The organism is Pseudarthrobacter sp. J47 (assembly GCF_049810315.1).
Classification (GTDB): domain Bacteria; phylum Actinomycetota; class Actinomycetes; order Actinomycetales; family Micrococcaceae; genus Arthrobacter.
Window position 1 is genome coordinate 1,507,306 of sequence record NZ_CP187358.1, and the last position, 20,902, is coordinate 1,528,207.

Annotated in this window: 12 protein-coding genes and 2 pseudogenes; 10 read left to right on the forward strand and 4 right to left on the reverse strand. The window is 63.5% G+C overall.

Going from position 1 to position 20,902, the window contains the following annotated elements:
• Positions 1 to 196 precede the first annotated feature (196 nt).
• The 6 genes and pseudogenes from ACPJW8_RS06770 to ACPJW8_RS06795 all read left to right on the forward strand — a co-directional run.
• Positions 197 to 592, forward strand: coding sequence for a hypothetical protein (locus ACPJW8_RS06770; protein WP_330189616.1), 396 nt, complete (start codon positions 197 to 199; stop codon positions 590 to 592).
• Between the two features lie 169 nt (positions 593 to 761).
• Positions 762 to 2,291, forward strand: coding sequence for an IS21 family transposase (gene istA, locus ACPJW8_RS06775; protein ID WP_237428196.1), 1,530 nt, complete (start codon positions 762 to 764; stop codon positions 2,289 to 2,291).
• Positions 2,288 to 3,076 carry an IS21-like element helper ATPase IstB gene (gene istB, locus ACPJW8_RS06780; protein WP_237428195.1) on the forward strand — a complete coding sequence of 263 codons (789 nt, stop codon included), beginning with the start codon at positions 2,288 to 2,290 and terminating at the stop codon, positions 3,074 to 3,076. The genes istA and istB overlap by 4 nt, the downstream gene beginning before the upstream one ends.
• A 958-nt stretch (positions 3,077 to 4,034) precedes the next feature.
• Positions 4,035 to 4,580 carry a hypothetical protein gene (locus ACPJW8_RS06785; RefSeq protein ID WP_330188699.1) on the forward strand — a complete coding sequence of 182 codons (546 nt, stop codon included), beginning with the start codon at positions 4,035 to 4,037 and terminating at the stop codon, positions 4,578 to 4,580.
• 32 nt (positions 4,581 to 4,612) lie between these two features.
• Complete coding sequence (locus ACPJW8_RS06790) at positions 4,613 to 7,120, forward strand: tetratricopeptide repeat protein (protein ID WP_330188698.1); 2,508 nt, start codon at positions 4,613 to 4,615, stop codon at positions 7,118 to 7,120.
• 660 nt (positions 7,121 to 7,780) lie between these two features.
• Positions 7,781 to 8,194, forward strand: a pseudogene (locus ACPJW8_RS06795) (homocysteine S-methyltransferase family protein); the annotation flags it as partial.
• 128 nt (positions 8,195 to 8,322) lie between these two features.
• On the opposite strand, the gene ACPJW8_RS06800 reads toward ACPJW8_RS06795, so the two are convergent.
• Positions 8,323 to 9,027 (reverse strand): LysR family transcriptional regulator substrate-binding protein, encoded by a 705-nt coding sequence (locus ACPJW8_RS06800; protein ID WP_330188697.1) that lies wholly within the window; start codon positions 9,025 to 9,027, stop codon positions 8,323 to 8,325.
• 87 nt (positions 9,028 to 9,114) lie between these two features.
• A pseudogene (locus ACPJW8_RS06805) lies at positions 9,115 to 9,240 on the reverse strand (LysR family transcriptional regulator); the annotation flags it as partial.
• 124 nt (positions 9,241 to 9,364) lie between these two features.
• Here ACPJW8_RS06805 and ACPJW8_RS06810 point away from each other — a divergent pair.
• From ACPJW8_RS06810 to metH, 4 genes are all read left to right on the forward strand, one after another.
• Entirely contained in the window at positions 9,365 to 10,666 is a 1,302-nt protein-coding gene (locus tag ACPJW8_RS06810) for an MFS transporter (RefSeq protein WP_330188696.1), read from the forward strand.
• Positions 10,667 to 10,699: 33 nt separating this feature from the next.
• Positions 10,700 to 12,328, forward strand: coding sequence for an amidohydrolase (locus ACPJW8_RS06815; protein ID WP_330188695.1), 1,629 nt, complete (start codon positions 10,700 to 10,702; stop codon positions 12,326 to 12,328).
• On the forward strand, positions 12,321 to 13,436 hold the full coding sequence (locus ACPJW8_RS06820; protein WP_330188694.1) for an alcohol dehydrogenase catalytic domain-containing protein: 1,116 nt from the start codon (positions 12,321 to 12,323) through the stop codon (positions 13,434 to 13,436). Before ACPJW8_RS06815 ends, ACPJW8_RS06820 begins: the two co-directional genes overlap by 8 nt.
• 91 nt (positions 13,437 to 13,527) lie before the next feature.
• A complete protein-coding gene (gene metH, locus ACPJW8_RS06825; RefSeq protein WP_330188693.1) occupies positions 13,528 to 17,172 on the forward strand; it encodes a methionine synthase in 3,645 nt (1,214 codons plus the stop codon).
• Here metH and ACPJW8_RS06830 read toward each other — a convergent pair.
• Both ACPJW8_RS06830 and ACPJW8_RS06835 read right to left on the reverse strand, forming a co-directional pair.
• Positions 17,162 to 20,011, reverse strand: a complete 2,850-nt coding sequence (locus ACPJW8_RS06830; RefSeq protein WP_330188692.1) for an ATP-binding cassette domain-containing protein — start codon at positions 20,009 to 20,011, stop codon at positions 17,162 to 17,164. The genes metH and ACPJW8_RS06830 overlap by 11 nt on opposite strands.
• Positions 20,008 to 20,562, reverse strand: a complete 555-nt coding sequence (locus ACPJW8_RS06835; protein WP_330188691.1) for a hypothetical protein — start codon at positions 20,560 to 20,562, stop codon at positions 20,008 to 20,010. The genes ACPJW8_RS06830 and ACPJW8_RS06835 overlap by 4 nt, the downstream gene beginning before the upstream one ends.
• Between the last annotated feature and the right edge of the window lie 340 nt (positions 20,563 to 20,902).

The window sequence follows — 20,902 nt, forward strand, 5'->3', positions numbered from 1 at the left end:
GTGATCCTCGTCAGGGGACCAACAGGTTCGTTCCTTGGAGCATTCTGGGATCGCGGCGAGCTTTCTCTTCGCCAGCTCCGGTCTTTAGCCCGGAAATGGAAGAGTTGCAGCAGGTGCGTTGTCCTTATCCGCGGAACACCGTGGAAGGTGCGTAGTATCTACAGTGCCAAGCAAAAATTTTTGGACAAGAGGAAATATGAACAGTGCACGCAGTCTGCTGGCGCTCTTTGGCAGCTGGGAAATACCACCCAACCAAAGCGCTTTGAACGCCAGGGGTGGTAATGCCGATTCACCAAATTTTTGGGCCGAGCACCAACGGGCACTTGATTGGCTCAGTGACATTCAGATGGCTTTGAATGCTCTTGATGAATCGGGAACGGACGTTTCCGTGTACAGAAAGAAGGTTCCTGCCTGGTATCAGGGAATCTTCGCCATTAGCACGGGTTGGACCACCGCGAGCAGTCAGCCTCTGGTGGACGAATCAGCGCTGGACATGCTTCATTCATTGGCTTCCATGCTGGATGTGGTGAAGTGGGAACCTGTATTCGGAGACGTGCAGGCCATGTTAGCGGCCATGAAAAACTGCCCATAGGCGGCCACGAAAGTGCCCGCTGGCGGCCAGCAGAACTGCCCGCCGGTGGCCATGAGATCTGCCCACTTCCTTACTTGTTCCTGCCGCGTCTTTAAGCGGTGGGGGCCTCTCCCTGCGGTTTGATGACGGTGTCTAAGCGCACCAAAAGCGAACCAGGAAGAGGCCCTGTATGAAGTCTGACGGAGAAATCATGGAAATTCTTGCTGCCTACGATCTGACCGGATCGTTGCGCGCCACCGCGGAGCTCACGGGCTGCTCGCACCACACCGTTGCTAAACACGTCACCGCCCGTGACGCGGGCCGGCCGATCGGGGAACCCGCGGCCCGCGGCCGGGTCACCGACGCGTTCCTGCCCAAGATCGAGGAATGGATCGAAGCCTCCAAGGGCCGGATCCGGGCCGACAAGGCCCACGAAAAGCTCCTCGCTCTGGGCTACACCGGTTCGGAACGGTCTACCCGCCGGGCGATCGCGCAGGTCAAAGCCGCGTGGCGGCTGGGCCACACCCGCGTCCACCGGCCGTGGATCACAGAACCGGGGATGTGGTTGCAGTACGACTTCGGCGACGGGCCCCGGATCGGCGGGGTGAAGACCATCCTTTTCGTGGCCTGGCTGGCGTTCTCACGCTTCCGCATCGTGATCCCGCTCAGGGACAGGACCGCGCCGAGCGTGTTCGCGGCCCTGGACCGGTGCTTCCGGATCCTCGGAGGGGCGCCGACCTATGTCCTCACGGACAACGAGAAGACCGTCACCACCGCCCACGTCGCCGGGGTCCCGGTGCGCAACCAGCAGACCCTGGACTTCGCCCGGCACTACGGGGTGACCGTGCTGACCTGCCAACCGGCGGACCCGGCCACCAAAGGCGGAGTCGAAGCGTCCGTGAAACTCGCCAAGGCCGACCTCGTGCCCAAAGACACCAACCTCCGCGATGACTACCGCACCTTCGCCGAGCTCGAGGCCGCCTGCACGGCGTTCATGGACGAGGTCAATCACCGTGAGCACCGGACGACGCGGCGGAAACCCGCGGCCATGCTCGCCGAGGAAGCCCCGCGGCTGCACCGGATCCCGGACACCGCCCACACGGTCGCGTTCGGCCTGGCCCGCGGCGTTCCGGAGAACACCCCAATGGTCACCTTCGAAAACGCCCAGTACTCCGTCCCGGCCCACCTGCTCGGAGCCCGGGTGTTCGTCCGCACCCACGGCACCGGGCCCGGCGAGCAGGTCATCATCGTCCACCACGGCACGACCGGGCCCGTCGAAGTCGCCCGCCACGAACGGGCACGGCCCGGCAGCCCCGCCATCAACGACGAACACTTCCCCGGAACCCGGGCGAAGCTCCCCGGCGACTACGAGGTGAGGGCCCGCAGCGCGGACGAGGCCGCGTTCCTGGCCATCGGCGAAGGCGCCAGAACCTGGCTCGTCGAGGCCGCCGCGGCCGGGACCGCAAGGATGAACGTGAAAATGGCCGAAGCCGTTACGCTGGCCAAAATCGCCGGCACTGATCAGGTCGACCGGGCCCTGGGCGACGCCGCCCTGCACGGCCGGTTCGCGCACCCGGACCTCGCCTCGATCTTGAACGCCAACATCCGCCGCACTACCACCCACGCCGCCAACGAAGCCACCTCCCTCACCCAAGGAACAGGGGCGTGGGCCGCGATCGGCAACCCCGCAACCATCACCACGCCGGAGGAGGCCCGATGAGCCCCGTCACCACGACCAATACCGTGGCTCCGCCGCTACCGGCGGACCTGGAGGCCCTGATGCGGTCCCTGAAAATGCCCCACGCCCGGGCGCTGGCCCCGGACCTGATCGCGACCGCCCGCGCCCAGCGGTGGGAACCGGCCGAGGTCATCAAGGCCCTCTTCACGGAGGAAGCCGCCGGCCGGGCCCGGTCCATGCTCGCTTCCCGCCGCAAAGCAGCCGGGTTCCCGACCGGGAAGACCTTCGAGGCGTGGGACCCTGCAGCGTCCTCCATCCCGGGCCCGACCCAGCAGGCACTGCGGACCCTGGAATGGATCACCCGCAGGGAAAACTTGGTCGTCTGCGGGCCCTCGGGGACGGGGAAGACGTTCTTCCTCGAAGCCCTCGGCCAGCAGGCCGTCGAAGCCGGAATGCGGGTCGCTTGGTTCAGGCTCGAGGACCTCGGCGTCCTCATCCGCGCCCACCGAACCGATGACAGCGTCACCCGGGCCGTTGCCCGGATCCTGCGCGCCGAGCTCGTGGTCATCGATGATATTGGTCTGTTGCCCGTGGCCACGGACGCCGCCGAAGGCCTCTACCGGGTCGTGGACGCAGCCTACGAAAAACGCTCCGTCGCGATCAGCTCCAACCTCCACCCCGCCGGGTTCGATGAGCTCATGCCCAAAACCCTCGCCACCGCCACCGTTGACCGACTGCTGCACCACGCCCACGTCTGCCAGACCAGCGGCGATTCCGTCCGTCTTACCCAGGCCCTCGCCGGAAAAGGAGTGACCCGCTTGAACTGACCAACCCAACGATGGCCGACCCCGCCGAAACGAATCAGTGGGCAGATCTGTTGGCCATAACCGGGCAGTTTTACTGGCCACCAGCGGGCACATCAACTGGCCGCCCATGGGCAGAACGTAATGGCCATTGACACAGGCCAACATTTTTGAGACCTTAGTACACGCTGAGGACCTGATTCGCAACGATGACTCACTTACAGACTCCACAAAGCGATACCTGATCCAGCTAATCCAACACGTGCGGTTCACGATGAACAATCTCGCGACTGACGGTAGTGCGGTCGCTAGATCAGCCTCTATGCAGTTGGTTGGTGCGCTGACAACCACTGCAGTTACGGCTGGAACCAAGGAGAAAGGAAGTACATATCTGAAGGTTGCCGCCGAATTGGCCCGGACCGCAGCTACAACGCTCACAACAAAGGTTGTGGAGTCGGGGTTCGATTGGATTAACAGCCTGACACCATAGCCATGGTGGTGGCTTGAGTTGGCGTCGTATTCGCCCATCCCCGGTGCTATCGCTAGACGTAATGCGTAACCAGTTCGCTAAGGCATGCAGCAACCAATGGGGCTTTCCTTGTGTGCGTTTGCCACTTGGCAACACCCAACTCGCAGCCCGGGTATCAACACCGAAGCGCAGGAGTGATACCTCTGCTCTTGCTGCACCAATCCTTGAAAATTCCGGATCTTCACTGCCGTCCATTGACGCCAGCGATCGGCAAACTCATCGACAAGCGGACGTGCCTCTACCAACAAGCGTTCATAAGACTCGCCAGAGAGAGTTGTCTGGCGCCGCATTGCAAAGTTATGGGCGATATTTTGCCTCAATAATTTTCCTGTTCTTTCAACAGAGGCTCAGAATTTTCCTTGCTCCTGGCGGCTGCACTTGCCGCGTATGCTTTCGTTATGCCACGGTTTTGCGGGCAGGCGGCGCCCCCTGCTATCAGCAAGAGTCCATAGTGTGACATTCTTTGAATCGATGAACAGAGAACTGAGGCAAGAGGTCTTGTACGGGCGGGATGCCGAAGCACTTAGGGTATTCGTCAGTTCGAGAATGAACGGAACACTCGATGATGAGCGTGCCGCCGCAGTCGATGCCATCAATAAATTTCCCACACACAGATCCTGGTCGTGGGAAAAAGACGCCCCGGCTGGGGCGTTGCACTCCGAGAACGAATGCATTGGCTTTGCCGGAACTAGCGACGAGCTTGTCCTTCTGCTAGCCAGGGATCTCACGCCGATTACCGAGGCAGAATACAGAGCTGCGAAGCAGAACGGTGCACAGCGCTATGTTTTCATCCGCGAAGGCGACAGCAGGGAACAGGACGAGAACGTCAAGACCTTTATTGCCGAAGAACGCGCTGACCGCACCGTTACCCGGTACTTCCAAAATATTGATGAGCTTCAAACCCACCTCGTGAACTCAATCAAACAGGCCCAAGTAAGGGCGTCACGTGAACAGATCTTGGTTCGCAGAAATCTGAGAATCGGGAGGGACGGCTCTTGAGTGGCAACTCAGAGGGGCTTGAGGCTGAGGAGTTGGGCGACCTCATCGGCGCGAGCCTTCAAAGGGTGAAACGTGATCAAGACTCCGACTCCTTTGAGACGTTGGCGGATATCGTTCACGAGAGTCTCGACAAAGACATGCCGGAGATGGCAGGGCTGATCACACATGCCCTTTTCACGATCATGTCCGAAAGGAAGCCGCAAGGCGATTTCCGTAAAGAAGACCTTCTCCAAGCCCTGTCGGATGACTTGAACACTCCCATTTCCTCAAAGTGGGGTGGTGTGGAAGCAGGCCGACTCCACTACTTCGCTGGTCGAGTCGCCGTGCATCTATCTGCGTGGGATACCGCGCAGGAGTTTTTCCGCCGGTCCCTGGCATATTTTCGTGAGACCGACATGGGGTTTGACCAAGCACTTACGCATCAGGCAGCGGCCGGCGTCTACTTTACGCAGGGGGATCTCGAAGCATCTACCGCGAGCTCACTCGATGCCTTGAATTGGTACGAACAAGTGGGGGATACGAGGAGAACAGCAGAGATATTACTCAATCTCAGCCAGAACAGTCTGCCCGCCTCTGTCGAACTAGCTGGGGGTTATTTAGACCGCGCTGAGCAGCTAATTCAGACGATAAACGACGGGCACTTAAACGCATCTCTGCTAGGTCTTCGGGCCATGATCCGCGTTCAATCATCCGACTTTGAAGGTGCTGAACCCATCCTCCGGAAGGCACTAGCAAGTGCCCGCCGTCGTCTTGATCAGAGGCAGGAACAGGACTTCTCTCAGAATCTGGCAAACGTAGTCGAAGAATCAAAGGGCCCCCGACAGGCTCTTTCATGGCGCCTTAAAGCCCTAAGCGTTGCAGAAGACCGGGGAGATCTTTCTGCGCAGGCAACGCTCCAGCGCTCGGTGGCAATCACCTTCGCCCGGATCGGCAGAATGGCCGAAGCTCTTCCGCATATGAAGAGAGCCGTCGATCTAGCGCGGGACACGAAGGATCAACGAGTTCTAGCGGAGTCGATGGCCGATCTTGGTGCAATGATGCTCTCGGACGCAGCCGGGGTCTCCTTAACCTTCGACGATGACGACGGCACATCCTCAAGGAACAACGCACAGCCTTCTAAGTCGGGCGAGCCTCCGCTTTCTCCGGAAATGGACGATCAGGTCGATGAGGCGCTTCGTTATTTGGAGTTGGCTCTGGAGACGTTCTTGGAGTTACGAGACTCCGAATGGATACAACGGGTTACCATGAACAGGCGCAACCTGATTCAAAAGCAGGCGCCAGAGCAGGCGGTTCGGGATCTGCTTTCGGTGAGCCGACAGGTCAAACTCTTTGACGAAGGGCTCTCTGCAGATCTCATCAGGGAGGCTGCGCGAACGGAATGTCAGATCGGCGTCGACCCTAGCTCAGCGCTCCAGCTATACCGGGACGCCATCGCTGCTCACAAATATGACCATGATTCCGAGCGAGCCTGGGCGCTGGGAGAGGCCGCCGCAGAACTGTCCGCGCTCGGTGAATTCCACGAGGAGGCGTCAGTTCTCTTGGGAGAGGCAGTAGCTATCTACACAGCACTCGACGATCCAATTACAGCCGCAACCGCATCCAACGACCGTGGAGTGGCTCTGTCCAATGCAGGTCGCGAGAGAGAGGCCATTGGCGTATTTGAGAGTGTTGCTGAAATCGCAGAGACGCACAACAACCGCGTCCTGATGGAAATGGCCTTCAACAACCTTGGAGAAATCTGGCACCGGCTCGGGGACGATCGACAAGCGATCATCGCTACCTACAAAGCGGCTGAACTTGCAGCAGACCTGGGTGATCATGCTGCGTCAGTAAAACACTGGACGCAGGTTAGCGGAATGCTGCTGAACGTAGAATCACCCAGCCAAGCGGATAGAGCGCTGGACCGAGCCAGAGAGCAAGCCGAGGCGGATGGCACTGACGAAGCCGTGGCATTTATGGAGTCTGCTGAAGCGGCTAGGGCCTTTGCCAATTTCGACTTCAGTGGCGCGGCCCAGTTCTGGGTTGCATCGAGTGAAAAGACGAAAGACTGGCAGAGACTTGAACGTATCTCGTTCGCGCTCGAAGCTAACGCACGAGGTGGACGAAGTGCCCAATACCGAAAACTGTTGGGCAAGTTTACGGATTCGGCACAGTCCGGCAACATGGGACAAGAAGCATCAGAGATGCTGTGGAGGCCAGCACGAGCCTGGCTCGGGGCTGGACAACCAACAGACGCAGCGCTTGCATTGGGCGAAGCGGCGTTGCTTTCGATTTCAAATCTACTGGACAGACGACACCGCATCGACTTTTCGCGATTGTATGATGCTCCTCGAATTCCCAAGCCTCTTCAATCCTTCTACGCGACTCTAGCCCAGATCGCTACTGTCCTGTCCGACGAGGACATTCCCCGGGAGATAAGGGCGAAGTGCCGAACCCTGATGGTTCAGGAGTGGCAACGAAACCAGGGAATTGAGCTCGCCGAGTTCCTTGACCGCCAGCTACGGGAGACCGAAGAATCGCTGGCGAGCGAAGAGCCTTAACCAGCTGCGCCCATACGGCCCCTGGACAAGAATTGCAATAGTGCGTCCACGGGCCGCACTCTAGTTACTTGATCTTCCGGCGCAGAACTTGGCCCGCGCGTCAGTCGGGCTTGCACACCTAGCACCGATTCCGTCGGGAGGACTATTTCCTGTCCTTCTGGACGGGCTTTCGCCCTTGTTCTTGAACTGAACTTTCCAATGCCGGAAACAAATGATCGGGAGGATCCATCACGAGGTCTACAGGGCGCGACCGCACCAAACGTCCTTGACGGGTCCACCATTCAGACCGAAAGCAGTTGTGTGGGATCCTCAAGTCCAGCGCCCGTATAAAAAGGGCTCCTACGATTGCATGTAGCTGGCCGCCGGCGAGGAACAGGAATCCCCGGCAAAAAGTGCACTCATCGGTGACGACGTGAACCAGCTGCTGCATCACTGGTTCGGATACTCCATCAGTCGGGAAGGCCGTTGATGGGCCCGGTCCACGGCTGGCAGCGTGAATTCGGTCCTGATCCCGTCCCGCATGTGTTCGCTGATCGGTTGCCAATTCAGCGTGGGCTAGTGCCCGTTCATGATGGAAGCCCTCGGAAGCCCATCCATCCCGTCCCCGTCGTAGTACACGGACACAGCGCCGGTGACGGCCCCCACACGTAACCTTGTCAGATGCCTCGTTTCGCGCTTGATATCGACTCTGTCCCTCGCCCGGTTCTCTCCCAGGAGCTCCTGGATGCCGTGAACCAGCGGGGTGTTATTGCTGATGGCGCGATGGGAACCATGTTGCAGGGGCGGGAACTGTCGCTCAAGGAAGACTTCCAGAACCTCGAGGGCTGCAACGAGATCCTGAACGACACACGGCCGGACGTCATCGGGGACATCCACGACGCGTACTTCGCCACGGGGATTGATGCCGTCGAAATCAACACCTTCGGCGCCAACTGGTCCAACCTCTCGGATTACGGCATCGATGACCGGATCGAAGAGCTCGCCCGCAAGGGTGCCGAGATCGCCCGGGATCGTGCAGAGGCGGCAGAAAAGACAGACGGCCGGATGCGCTGGGTCCTCGGCTCTGTGGGTCCGGCACCAAGCTCCCACGGCCGCGGTCGACGGCTGCAAGCACGCAATTTCCGTCGTGCTGTAGCGATTTAGTCCAGTCTTGCGAGGCTCTCATGCCCGCTGCTGGGACTTGAAGTAGCGAGGCTCTGCCCCTAAATCCTCCCCAGGTCAGGGTCGCTCAGCACCCCAAACCTGCCCCGGACCCATTCCTCCATCTGGATCACCACCTGCTCGATCTCCGGTGCGGCGTAGTGGTGGGGGTCCCATGCGGCCCAATCGCTGATCGCAAGGTCTACGCCGTCGGCCTGCAGGTAGCTCGCCTGAAGGCCGAACTGGGGTGCTTCCGCCGCCACAGCGAGGCCTCGGCCCGCGGCGGCCAACGACTGGGCCACTGTTCCTGATGCCACTTCCCGCACGTAAGTCAATGGAATTTCGTGTGCGGCGGCTACCGCGTCCAGCTCGTGTCTGGTCGCGCTGCCGCGCGCCGGGACCAGCAGCGGCAGCCCCTTCAGCGCCGCCAACTCAACCCCCTCGAGCCGCTTTAACCCGGGCTCCGACAAAGCCCATGGGGAAGACGCCGGATACTGCACAGTCAGGCGCGGTCGCCCAACCATCCTCATCGCAAGTCCTTCTGGGGGCTTCATCGTTCCCACTGCCAGGTCCACGCCGAGGGTGTCCAACTGCGCGTAAACATGTGCCGGCGGGAAGTCCCGAATGTCAGACACGGGCGCCCCTGTCGCTGCCACGAATGGTGCCACCCAGAAGACGCCCACCGTCATGGGGCACGCCACCACCAGGTCCACCCGGCTGGTCTCCAGCCCCTTCATAAGCCGGGATCCCGCATCTGCCCGGGTCACCAGATCCTGAGCGATCGGCCGGAACCTTTCACCCGCCGGGTTCAACCTCAACCCCCGCGGACTACGGGTAAAGAGTTTCAGCCCCAGCTCAGCCTCCAGACCGGCTAGCTGCCGTGATATTGATGGCTGCGTCACGAACATCCGATCCGCCGCTGCACTTACTGAGCCAGAGTCCGCCACGGCGAGAAAGTACTCAAGCACCCGTAGTTCCACTATGCCTCCCAGGCATAGGAGATGAGATATATAGGCATTGGACAATCATATCTGTGGGCGGAAAAGTGGACCTGAACACTTTGCATGACCCGGATCACTCCGGGCCGATCTCAAGGAAGAGTCCATGTCCAAGCACACCCCTGAAGTCGCGCAACGACGCGCCACTGTCGCCGCCTTCGTCGGCACCGCCATCGAGTGGTACGACTTCTACATCTTCGGCACCGCCGCCGCCCTCGTCTTCGGCAAGGTCTTCTATCCGGAAGTCGCCTCCGGCGCAGGCCTCATGGCCTCATTCGCAACGTTCTGGGTCGGATTCCTCGCCCGCCCCATCGGTGGACTCGTCTTCGGACACTTCGGCGATCGGTTCGGCCGCAAGAACACGCTGATCGTCACCCTGATCATGATGGGCGCCGCCACCGCACTCATCGGTCTCCTTCCCGGTTACGCCACGATCGGCGTCGCCGCGCCCATCCTCCTGATCGTGCTCCGTGCAGTGCAGGGCCTCGCGGTCGGCGGAGAATGGGGCGGAGCCGTCCTCATGGCCACCGAAAACGCCCCCAAAGCCAAGCGTGGCATGGCTGGCTCCTGGGTCCAGCAGGGTTCACCTGCAGGCTCCATCCTCGCCACCGTGATGTTCCTCATCGTAGGAACCCTCCCCACGGACGACTTCCTTTCCTGGGGCTGGCGTATCCCGTTCCTGGCGTCGGCACTTCTGGTCGTGGTGGGGCTCGTCGTCCGCCTCGCCGTGGAGGAATCCGCAGCGTTTGAAAAGACCAAGGCGTCTGCTGCCGTGGTCCGCATCCCGGTGGCAGAGGTGTTCCGTAAGGCACCCGCCGCCGTCGTACTTGGCGTAATTGCTTCCATCCTCGGCATCTCCAGCGCTTACTTCAGCAACACCTTCCTCTTGGCTTGGACCACCGGCGAACTCGGCATGAACCGTCAAGCCATCCTGAACATCCTTCTCATTACCGCGATCGTTCAGTTCATCTGGCAACCCTTCGCAGCACTGCTCGCTCAGCGCTTCGGAGCCATGCGCGTCATGATGGTCGCCCTGACGTACGCGTTTGTCATCGTGGTCCCCCTGTTCTTTGGCATCCTCTCCGGAAACCTGCCCGCACTGGGCGTCATGATCGTCCTTAACGTCCTTGGCGGCGCCGCATACTACTCACTGCTGGCCGCCTTCCTTGCCGAAGCTTTCCCGGTGAACGTCCGCTACACCGGTGTTTCAGTCGCCTACCAGTTGTGCGCAACGCTCATCGGCGGTACTACTCCGCTGATCGCCCAGGCCATCCTCCAGAGCGCCGGTCCCTGGGGCGTCGCCGTCTTCTATTGCATTCTGATCGCGGCCACCGCCGCTGGCGTTTGGGGGCTCGGCCGCCTCACGAGCCGCACGCAGGAACGCGAAGCCGTCGCAGTCCTCAACTGACCTACATCCGCCGATTTTTGAAGGGAACCACGCGTGAAGATCGACGCACTGTGGACCAACGGACGCTTCTGGACTGGTGACCCCAGCCACCCGGAAGCCCACACCATCGCCGTCCATGCCGGCAGCATCGTTGCTATGGACGACGACGCCGCGCAGCTTAATCCCGTTGCCAAGCACGACCTGGGTGGAGCCCGGGTGATCCCCGGCCTCCATGACGCCCACAATCACCTTGCGCACCAAGGGCATCGGCTCCTCATGGTGGATCTGCGCGGCGTGCGCTCCCTGGACGCCCTGTACGACGCCCTGGCCGAGCGTGCTGCAAACCTGCCCATCGATGCCTGGATCAAGGGCACCGGGTACGACCAGAACCAGCTCGGCGGAGAACACCCCACGGCCGAGGCCCTGGACCGGGCTGTCGGTGGGCGGCCGTGCATCGTCGAGCATGTTTCCTCCCACATGGTCGTGGTCAACACCATTGCGTTTGAGCTCGCCGGGTACCCAGACCGTCGCTATCCGGATGTCCCCGGCGGGCGCGTATTCCGGGACCCGGACGGGCGCGCAACGGGGCTTCTGCAGGAGCGCGCCATGGATGAACTGCGGGACTTCACTTCGCGGCCGAGCATCAATGAAGCCGTGGAAGCCATAGGCCTGGCCAGCGACCAAGCCATCTCCTATGGACTGACCAGCATCACCGAACCCGGAGTCATTGCAAGCGGGTCACTGAGCAGGAAATGGGCCGACATCCACGTCTACCAGACTGCATCTGAGCGCGGACTTCTCAAGCCCCGGATGACGCTCATGCCGTTCCACTTTTCCCTGCACCCGATTGACGCGCTGGAAGGCTTCCGGTCCTTGGATCTGGGGATCCGAACCGGGTTCGGCGACGATCGGCTGCGGATTGGTCCGGTCAAAATCATCTCGGATGGTTCCCTCATTGGGCGCTCTGCTGCCGTGCACGAGTGCTACTGCGGTGAACCTGAAAATCTCGGGGTTATGCAGCTTGACCCGGAGGAGCTCCGCGAGGCCATCATCGCTTTCCACCGATCCGGTTGGGCGGTTGCCACCCACGCCATCGGTGACCGCGCCATTGACTACGTTCTGGACGCTGTGGAAGAGGCGCAGAAATCCGAACCACTCAAGGTCCGGCACCGCATTGAACACTTCGCCATCGCCAGTGACGCGCAGGTGGACCGTTGCGCGCAGCTCGGAATCATTCCCGTTCCCCAGGGCGTCTTCATCTCGGACTTTGGTGACGGAATCCTAGAATCGATCGGACCAGACCGCTCAGCCGGAACCTACCGGATGAAGTCCCTCATGAACGCCGGAATGACCGTACCGGGCTCCACGGATTCCCCGGTTTCCGACGCCAACCCGTTTGCCTGCATGCACGCTCTGGTCAACCGACTGACGGCGGAGGGTCAGGCTTTTGGGCCGGCAGAAAAAATAACAGTGGAGGAAGCTGTTCGTGCCTACACGCACGGTTCCGCTTATGCGGTGAACCGGGAGGACGCCGTGGGTACGCTGAGCGTGGGGAAGCTGGCGGACTTTGTGGCCCTTGACCATGACATCTTTACCGTGGATCCAGAGGGAATCCGCGACCTCACCGCCACGGCCACAGTTATTGGCGGGGAACTTGTGTACGAAGGAGGACGGAATGCCTGAAACGCTCACCATCCGGGGAGCCGTTCTGGAGACCATGGATGCTGCTAGGCCCTACGCCGAATCGACGCCGATCACCATCTCCGAGATGGAACTTGGCGCTCCCGGGGACGGTGAGCTGCTGCTCAAGATTGAGGCCGCAGGGATCTGTCATTCGGACCTCTCTGTAGTGGATGGAAACCGCGCCCGTCCGCTGCCCATGCTCCTGGGGCACGAAGCCGCTGGCCGGATCGAAGCCATCGGGCCCGGCGTGGAAGGTCTCACAGTTGGCGACCGGGTGGTCCTCGCCTTCCTGCCACGTTGCGGTGAGTGTTCGGCCTGCCAGACAGACGGGATCATGCCTTGCTCCGTGGGCAGCAAAGCCAATGAAGCGGGTGAGTTGCTTGGTGGAGGTTCCCGCCTCAGCCGCCACGGGGAACATATCAATCACCACTTGGGCGTTTCAGGTTTTGCCACGCGCGCGGTCGTTGATCATCGCTCCGTAACCCGGGTGGACGACGACGTTCCGCCAGAGGTTGCCGCGGTGCTTGGTTGCGCCGTGCTCACTGGCGGCGGAGCCGTCATCAACGCAGGCAAGCCAAAGCCAGGCCAGCGAGTCGCCGTAGTAGGGCTCGGGGGAGTCGGCATGGCTGCGTTTCTTGTCGCACTCGCGCAGGACGGGGTCACGGTGATCGGCGTCGACGGTATGCCGGAAAAACTGGAGCTAGCCCGCGAATGGGGCGCCGCGGAGGTCTACACGCCACAGGAAGTAACTGTCCAAGGGATTACCGCCGACGTCGTGATCGAAGCAGCCGGCAACGCCCGGGCCTTTGAAACCGCCGTGGACATGACTGCGCCCGGTGGCCGCATGGTCTCCGTGGGCCTGCCCGCGCCGGATGCCCGGTCCAGCATCTCACCCCTGAAGATGGTGGCACAGGCAAAGACGATCATTGGCAGCTACCTCGGCTCGGCCGTACCTGCCCGGGACATCCCGACCTTTGCCCAGTGGTGGCGTGAAGGGAAGCTCCCTGTAGAGAAGCTCATTACCGCCAAGATCACGTTGGACCAGGTCAATGAGGCCATGGATGCGCTCGCCGATGGCAAGTCGGTCCGTCAGGTGATCATGTTCTGAGGTTCCGGGGCACGGTTCTGGAACCCGAAGATGACCGTAGCACTCAGACACACAGCGCCGCGGTGACGGCCCCCACACGTAACCTGTTTAGATGCCTCGTTTCGCGCTTGATATCGACTCTGTCCCTCGCCCGGTTCGTTCCCAGGAGCTGCTGGATGCCGTGAACCAGCGGGTGGTTATTGCTGACGGCGCGATGGGCACGATGCTGCAGGGCCGGGATCTGTCGCTCGAGGAGGACTTTCAGAACCTTGAGGGCTGCAACGAGATCCTCAACGACACGCGTCCAGACGTCATCGGGGACATCCACGACGCGTACTTCGCCACCGGCATCGACGCCGTGGAGACCAACACGTTCGGCGCCAACTGGTCCAACCTTTCGGATTACGGCATCGACGACCGGATCGAAGAGCTCGCCCGTAAGGGCGCGGAAATCGCACGGCAAAGAGCGGAAGCCGCAGAACAAGAAGACGGCCGGATGCGCTGGGTCCTCGGCTCCATGGGCCCGGGCACCAAGCTCCCCAGCCTCGGCCACACCAGCTACGACTACCTCAAGCAGACCTTCGCGCTGCAGGCAGAAGGGCTCATCGACGGGGGAGCGGACGCCTTCCTCATCGAAACCAGCCAGGACCTCCTGCAGACCAAAGCTGCGGTCAACGGCTGCAAGCAGGCCATCGTCACCCGCGGCATCCGCCTCCCCATCTTCGTCGAGGTCACGGTGGAGACCACCGGCACCATGCTCATGGGCTCCGAAATCGGCGCCGCGCTCACCGCACTGGAACCGCTCGGCGTCGACGCCATCGGCCTGAACTGCGCCACCGGTCCGGACGAGATGAGCGAGCACCTCCGCCACCTCTCCAAGCAGTCCTCCGTCGCCATCGCCTGCATGCCCAACGCCGGCCTGCCCGTCCTCGGCCCCAACGGCGCGCACTATCCGCTCTCGCCGTCGGAACTCGCCACCGCCCACGAACAGTTCGTGCGCGAATTCGGTTTGGGCCTGGTGGGCGGCTGTTGCGGTACGACGCCGGAACACATGGCCGCCGTCGTCGAACGTTTGGAACCCTTCCGTACCGCGAAGACGACTACGAAGACGGAGGGAGCCACCAAACGCGTCCCCACCGAGCGCGAAGCCGGCGTCGCCTCCCTCTACCACCACGTGAATTTCGACCAGGAGCTGTCCTACCTGGCCATCGGTGAGCGCACCAACGCGAACGGTTCCAAGGCGTTCCGCCAGGCCATGCTCGAAGAGCGCTGGGACGACTGCGTTGACATCGCCCGCGAGCAGGTCCGCGTTGGCGCACACCTGCTGGACGTCTGCATCGACTACGTGGGGCGCGACGGCGTGGCGGACATGAAGGAGATCGTCTCCCGTTTCGCGTCCGCCTCCACCCTCCCGCTGGTCATGGACTCCACCGAACCGGCAGTGCTGCAGGCCGGCCTGGAACTCATCGGCGGCCGCCCCGTGGTCAACTCCGTCAACTATGAGGACGGCGAAGGCCCGGAGAGCCGGTTCGCCCGCATCATGCCGCTGGTGAAGGAACACGGGACCGCCGTGATCGCCCTGACCATCGACGAACAGGGCCAGGCACGCACCACCGAGGGCAAGGTGGCCATCGCCTCCCGCCTGGTGGACGCCCTGGTGGGCGAATGGGGCATGCGCGTTGAGGACATCATCGTCGACTGCCTGACCTTCCCCGTCGCCACCGGCCAGGAGGAAACCCGCCGCGACGGCATCGAAACCATCGAGGCCATCCGCCAGATCACCACCAAGTACCCCGGCATCAACACCACCCTGGGCGTCTCCAACGTCTCCTTCGGCCTGAACCCTGCAGCACGTATGGTCCTGAACTCGGTCTTCCTGCATGAGGCCGTGCAGGCAGGCCTGACCAGCGGCATCATCGACGCCGCCAAGATCGTGCCGCTCGCCTCGCTCCCGGAGGAGCAGCGCAAGGTTGCCCTGGACCTGGTCTGGGACCGCCGTGAGTACGACGCCGAGGGCAACACCACGTACGATCCGCTGGCGATCATGCTGGACATGTTCGCCGGCGTCGATACCGCTGCCCTCAAGGACCAGCGCGCCGCTGAACTTGCCGCGCTGCCAACCGGCGCCCGCCTGGAACGGCGCATCATCGACGGCGAGGGCAAGGGCCTCGAAGCGGACCTGGACCTGGCGCGCTCCGAGGGCCTGACCCCGCTCGGCATCATCAACGACTACCTGCTCGAGGGCATGAAGGTGGTGGGCGAACGCTTCGGCGCCGGCGAGATGCAGCTGCCGTTTGTGCTGCAGTCCGCAGAGGTGATGAAGAACGCCGTCGCCCTTCTGGAGCCGCACATGGAGAAGTCGGATTCGTCCGGCAAGGGCACCATGGTTATCGCCACCGTCCGCGGCGACGTCCATGACATCGGCAAGAACCTGGTGGACATCATCCTCACCAACAACGGCTACAAGGTCATCAACATCGGCATCAAGCAGGGCATCGCCGAGATCATGGCGGCGGCCGAGAAACACAACGCGGACGTCATCGGCATGTCCGGTCTCCTGGTGAAGTCCACGGTGGTGATGAAGGAGAACCTCGCCGAGCTGCAGTCCCGCGGCCTGGCCAAGAAGTGGCCCATCATCCTGGGCGGCGCTGCCCTGACCCGCGCCTACGTGGAGCAGGATCTGGCGGAGCAGTTCGACGGCGTCGTCCGCTACGCCAAGGACGCCTTCGAAGGCCTGGCGCTGATGGAGCCGCTGGTGCGGGTTGCCCGCGGTGAATCCCCGGACGACGTCGGCCTGCCGCCACTGAAGAAGCGCCTGCACAAGGGCGGCGCCAAGTTCACCATCACCGAGCCCGAGGCCATGCCCGGACGCTCCGACGTCGCCACCGACAACGCAGTGCCCACGCCGCCGTTCTGGGGTACGCGTATTGTCCGCGGTGTGGCGCTCAACGACTACGCCGCCTTCCTGGACGAGCGCGCCACCTTTATGGGCCAATGGGGCCTCAAGCCCGGCCGCGGCGAAGACGGTGCCAGCTACGAGGAACTGGTGGAGAGCGAAGGCCGGCCGCGCCTGCGGTACTGGCTGGACCGGATCCTCGCCGAAGGCATGCTGGACGCCTCGGTCGCGTTCGGCTACTTCCCGGTGGTCGCCGAGGGCAACCAGGTGGTGGTGCTGCACCACGGTGAAGACCCCGACGGCGTACTCGGCACGCCCGGGCTGCTCGCCCCTGACGGTGGTTCAGGCGGCCCCATCGGCACCGACCGCCTCCGCTTCGACTTCCCGCGCCAGCGCCGCGACCGCCACCTGTGCCTGGCCGACTTCGTGAAGTCCCGCGAATCCGGACAGGTGGACGTCCTTCCCATTCAGCTGGTCACCGCCGGCTCGAAGATCGAAGAGTTCACCTCCAAGATGTTCGCCGCCAACCAGTACCGCGACTACTACGAGCTCAACGGCCTGGTCATGCAGCTCACCGAGGCGCTCGCCGAGTTCTGGCACGCGCGCATCCGCAAGGAGCTGGGATTCGGGGCAGAGGAGCCGAAGGACACCGCAGGCTATTTCAAGCTGGACTACCGCGGCGCCCGCTTCTCGCTGGGCTACCCGGCGTGCCCGGACATGGAGGACCGTCGCAAGGTGACTGAACTGTTGAAGCCCGAGCGGATGGGCGTGGTCCTGAGCGACGAGCTGATGCTGCACCCGGAGCAGTCCACCGACGCGTTTGTGTTCCACCACCCGGAGGCGAAGTACTTCAAGGTGTGAGCTGGAGCCGGGCCTGGTCTTCGGTGGAGGCGGGTGCAGGCTGCCTGCTCCCGCTGGAGACCGGCTTTACCCTCCGGAGTGCTGCGAGGATGGCACGCCCCACCACCACGATTCCGATGATTGTGGTGACGGCGCGCAGGGTGTCCCATCCCGCCGTCGAGGTTAACAGTGAGTACAGCAGGAAGCTGCTGAGGTTGGTGCCCAGTGGAGCACCTGCCACGTAGGAGATGCCCGTCCCGGCGCCCACCGCGAACGGCCAGAACCACAGGTTGGTCAGCAGGCCGAACACGTAGGACGCCACGGCGCCGTAGCCGCACAGCATCCACAGTTCGGCCCTGCCGCGCACCCGCCGGGGGAGCAGGCCCGCCCCGGCGCCCACCCACGCGCACGCGAAAATCTGGAACGGCGTCCACGGCCCCACGCCACCCCACAACACACTGGAGACCGCAATCGTTGCCGCTCCCAGCAGCATCCCGAAACGGGGACCGTACGCGCGGCCGGCCAGGATCAGCAGGATGAACACCGCTTCAACACCGCCGACGCCGGTACTCGCCACCCGCACCGCCGCCCCGATTGCCGCCAGGACACCCAGCAACGCCACCATGTGTGCCGACCGCACCGAACCATCCAGGGAAACCGCGACGGCGACAGCGGCCAGGGGTGCGATGGCCAGCGCCGCGTAGGGGGTTGCCGCTGCGGCGTCCTGGGGGAGAGCCGTGGCCAGGAGGGGCCAGCAGAAGGCGGCGAGGGCTACGAGGTTCGCCGCAGCCAGGATTGCCAGCTCGGCAGGGCGGGGGAGTTGGAGCCTGGGTTTGGCTGGCTGGGCGGGTGCTGCCTCGAGGGACCTGGTTGCGGGATGTGTCGAGGGTGTGGCAGGCGTTCGTGATGCTGCCACCTGTTCGGGTGTATCGGCGGGCGCAGGTTGTGGCGCCGTTGCCGGGACTACGCCCTCGTGCATAGGCAGGATCCGGGCGCCCAGGCCGTGGGCAAAGTCGAGGTCGTGGGTGGCGATCAGCACTGCGGCGCCATCCTCGGCTGCAGACCGCAGCGCTGCGGCGACTGCCTGGCGGGCGAGCGGGTCCAGGCCGCGGGTGGGCTCATCAATCAGCAGCACCCGCGGGTTGTCCGTAGTCTGCAGTGCGATAGCAAGGATCCTGCGCTCGCCGGCCGATAGGTCCCTTGGATGCTCGTGCCCGATCGGCATGGCCACGCCGCCGCGCAGGCGCGTCAGCCGGGATTCAGCGTCGCCCTGTGCAGTGTCTTTTCGGCGCCGGTCCGCCGCCCGAAGTTCGCCGCCCACGGTGTCCCTGGTGAAGAGGTCGTCCGAGGTATCGGGCACCAGGGCAACGCGCCCGCCCTCGACTGTTCCCTTTGTGCCTGCACCATCGCCCAGCGCCAGGGCCACCAGCAGGGAGGATTTTCCGGCGCCGTTCGGGCCCACCAGGGCCACAATTTCGCCGGGGTGCAGGGACAGGGAGGCGTCACGGACCAGCGGCTTGCCGTTGCGTTCGACTGAAAGATTCGCGGCGGTGAGCACCGGGACGGACTCCCGCGGCGCTGGCTCCGGACAGGTTGGGGGCGGGACCGCAGCGGGACCGGGCGCCGTGCCGGGAACCAGGGCGCCGCCGTCGATACTCCACCAGTTATCCGCAACGGATACCAGTTGCTCGGCCCGGTGCTCGGCCACGATGACGCAGACGCCTTCCTGGTGCGCGAGGGTGCTGAGCGCGGCGATGACGCGTGCGCGGGCTTGGGTATCAAGGTCCGCCAGCGGCTCGTCCACCAGGAGCAGGGCAGGATGATCCACGACGGCGGCCGCGATGGCCACCAGCGTGGCCTCGCCGGCTGAAAGCGTGCTGAGGGTCCGGTCCAGGAGGCCGGTGACGCCAACGCGCTCCGCGACGTCCAGGACGCGGGCCTTGGTGGCGTTCGATGGCACGCCGCGGAGTTCCAGCGCGAGGGCGATCTCGTCCCGCACCCGTGTGCTGGCAAAGGCCGCGCGTGGGTTCTGCAGGACGACTCCGACGTGCCGGGCGGTGTCGCGCGGCGGAACGGTGGCCCGGTCCACGCCCGCCGCCTGCACAGTACCGGCAATGACTCCGCCGTCGATATGGGAGAGGAGGCCGGCCAGCCCCCGCAGGATGGTGGATTTACCGGAGCCCGTGGGCCCGGTGACCACGTTGAGGGAGCCGCTGGGCGGCGAGAATCCGGGGACGCGCAGTTGTGTTGTGCCTATGCTGAACACAGCATCCCGGACCAGAAGCGGCGAGCGGCCGTCGCGCACGTGGGGTGTGCCGCCGTCGTACTGCCTGTCCTCCTGTTGCGTTACCCGACTTCCGAAACCGCGGAGCTCCAGCGCAGCAGCCACCCGGGCCGCGTGTTCCAGGGTACGTTCCAGCACGGGGACCAGGGCTCGGGGGCCGAAGCGTTCGCCCCGAAGCCGGAAGGCCAGCCGAACCGAGCCAACCGCCTCGGCGAGGGCCGGGAGTGCGGCCCAGGCCACCACCAGCATCCGGGCAATGCCCTGCAAGGGGCCGCCGCGGGCCAGGAAGACGAAACCGCGCGCCACGTCCAGCACGGAGTTAAGCAGGCCGAAGCCCAGGATCAGCCCGGCGATCGGCAGCGCGGAGAGGACAGCTGCCCAGAGTCCCTCTGCCGTGACGGGTCCCAGGAGCACCACATGGGCGTAGGGGGCTGGCAGCGGGATTCTCGGCGTGCTGAGAAGGATCGTCTCGCCGAAGTGCGCCCCGTTGAACAGGACGCGATAGATGACCCGCGCCGCCACGAAGACGGCGGCGAGGACCGCCGCTGCACGTAACGGCGCGGGCCGGAAGGTCACGCCGTGGGTGCGGCCGGGGCGCCGTCGAGCGTGTACAGCAGTTCCAGGCTCTCGCCCGGGTTGACCTTCAGCGTGGCCAGGCCTTCCTGCGCGTAGCCCCACTCGCCGGCCGCCGGCTTGGTCCAGAGCGCCCAGTAGGCGAATGCGGCGGGCATGTCCTTGCATTCTTCGCGGTAGGTGCCGGCGCTGTGCTTGATGTCCATGTCAGCGGCGGGGATGCCGTTGACGCGGCACACCAGCTCGGTGGGGTAGGTGGTGGTGCCCTCAGTTTTGACCTCTGCCTTGGCCAGGACCTCGGACGCCAGTGTTTCGCCGTCCACGGGGACGCAGATGCTGGTGGCGTCCTGCTTCAGGGCGGTGGCGTCCACGATCACCTTGACGCCGTCGCAGGGCGCTGCGGGGTCAGCTGATGCGCTGGTTGCTGCCGTAGCGGCGGGTGCTGTGGATGCTTCAGGGGTGGCGGCCGGAGTGGAACAGGCGGCGAGGGAAATCAAGAGACCTGCGGCGGCGAGTGAGCTCGCGGCGGCGGTGCGGAGTTTAGTCAATGTCACTCGTCAAGGGTAGGTCCAGGCGTGCCCGGAACCGGAGGTCGTGGCGTTGTGTGACGGGCTTCGTGGTTGGAGCCGGGCGACCACTCCTAGGCTTGTCCGCCACTCAGAACCTTGAAGCTTAGGCCTTGCGAACAAGCCTGGGACCGGACGCGCTACCGGCTTTCGTTTCAGTCCCCCAAGTGCGCAAGTGATCGATCATGATTGCAACCAGCTGGAAATGATTGACATCAATCATCAGGCTCTGGTGTGATGAGCCTCACGTGTTAGCAGGCGCTGGCGCCCACACCCCTGAAGGAGCATTGATGCGAGCCGTCCCCCGCACAACTTCCGCTTTAAGATC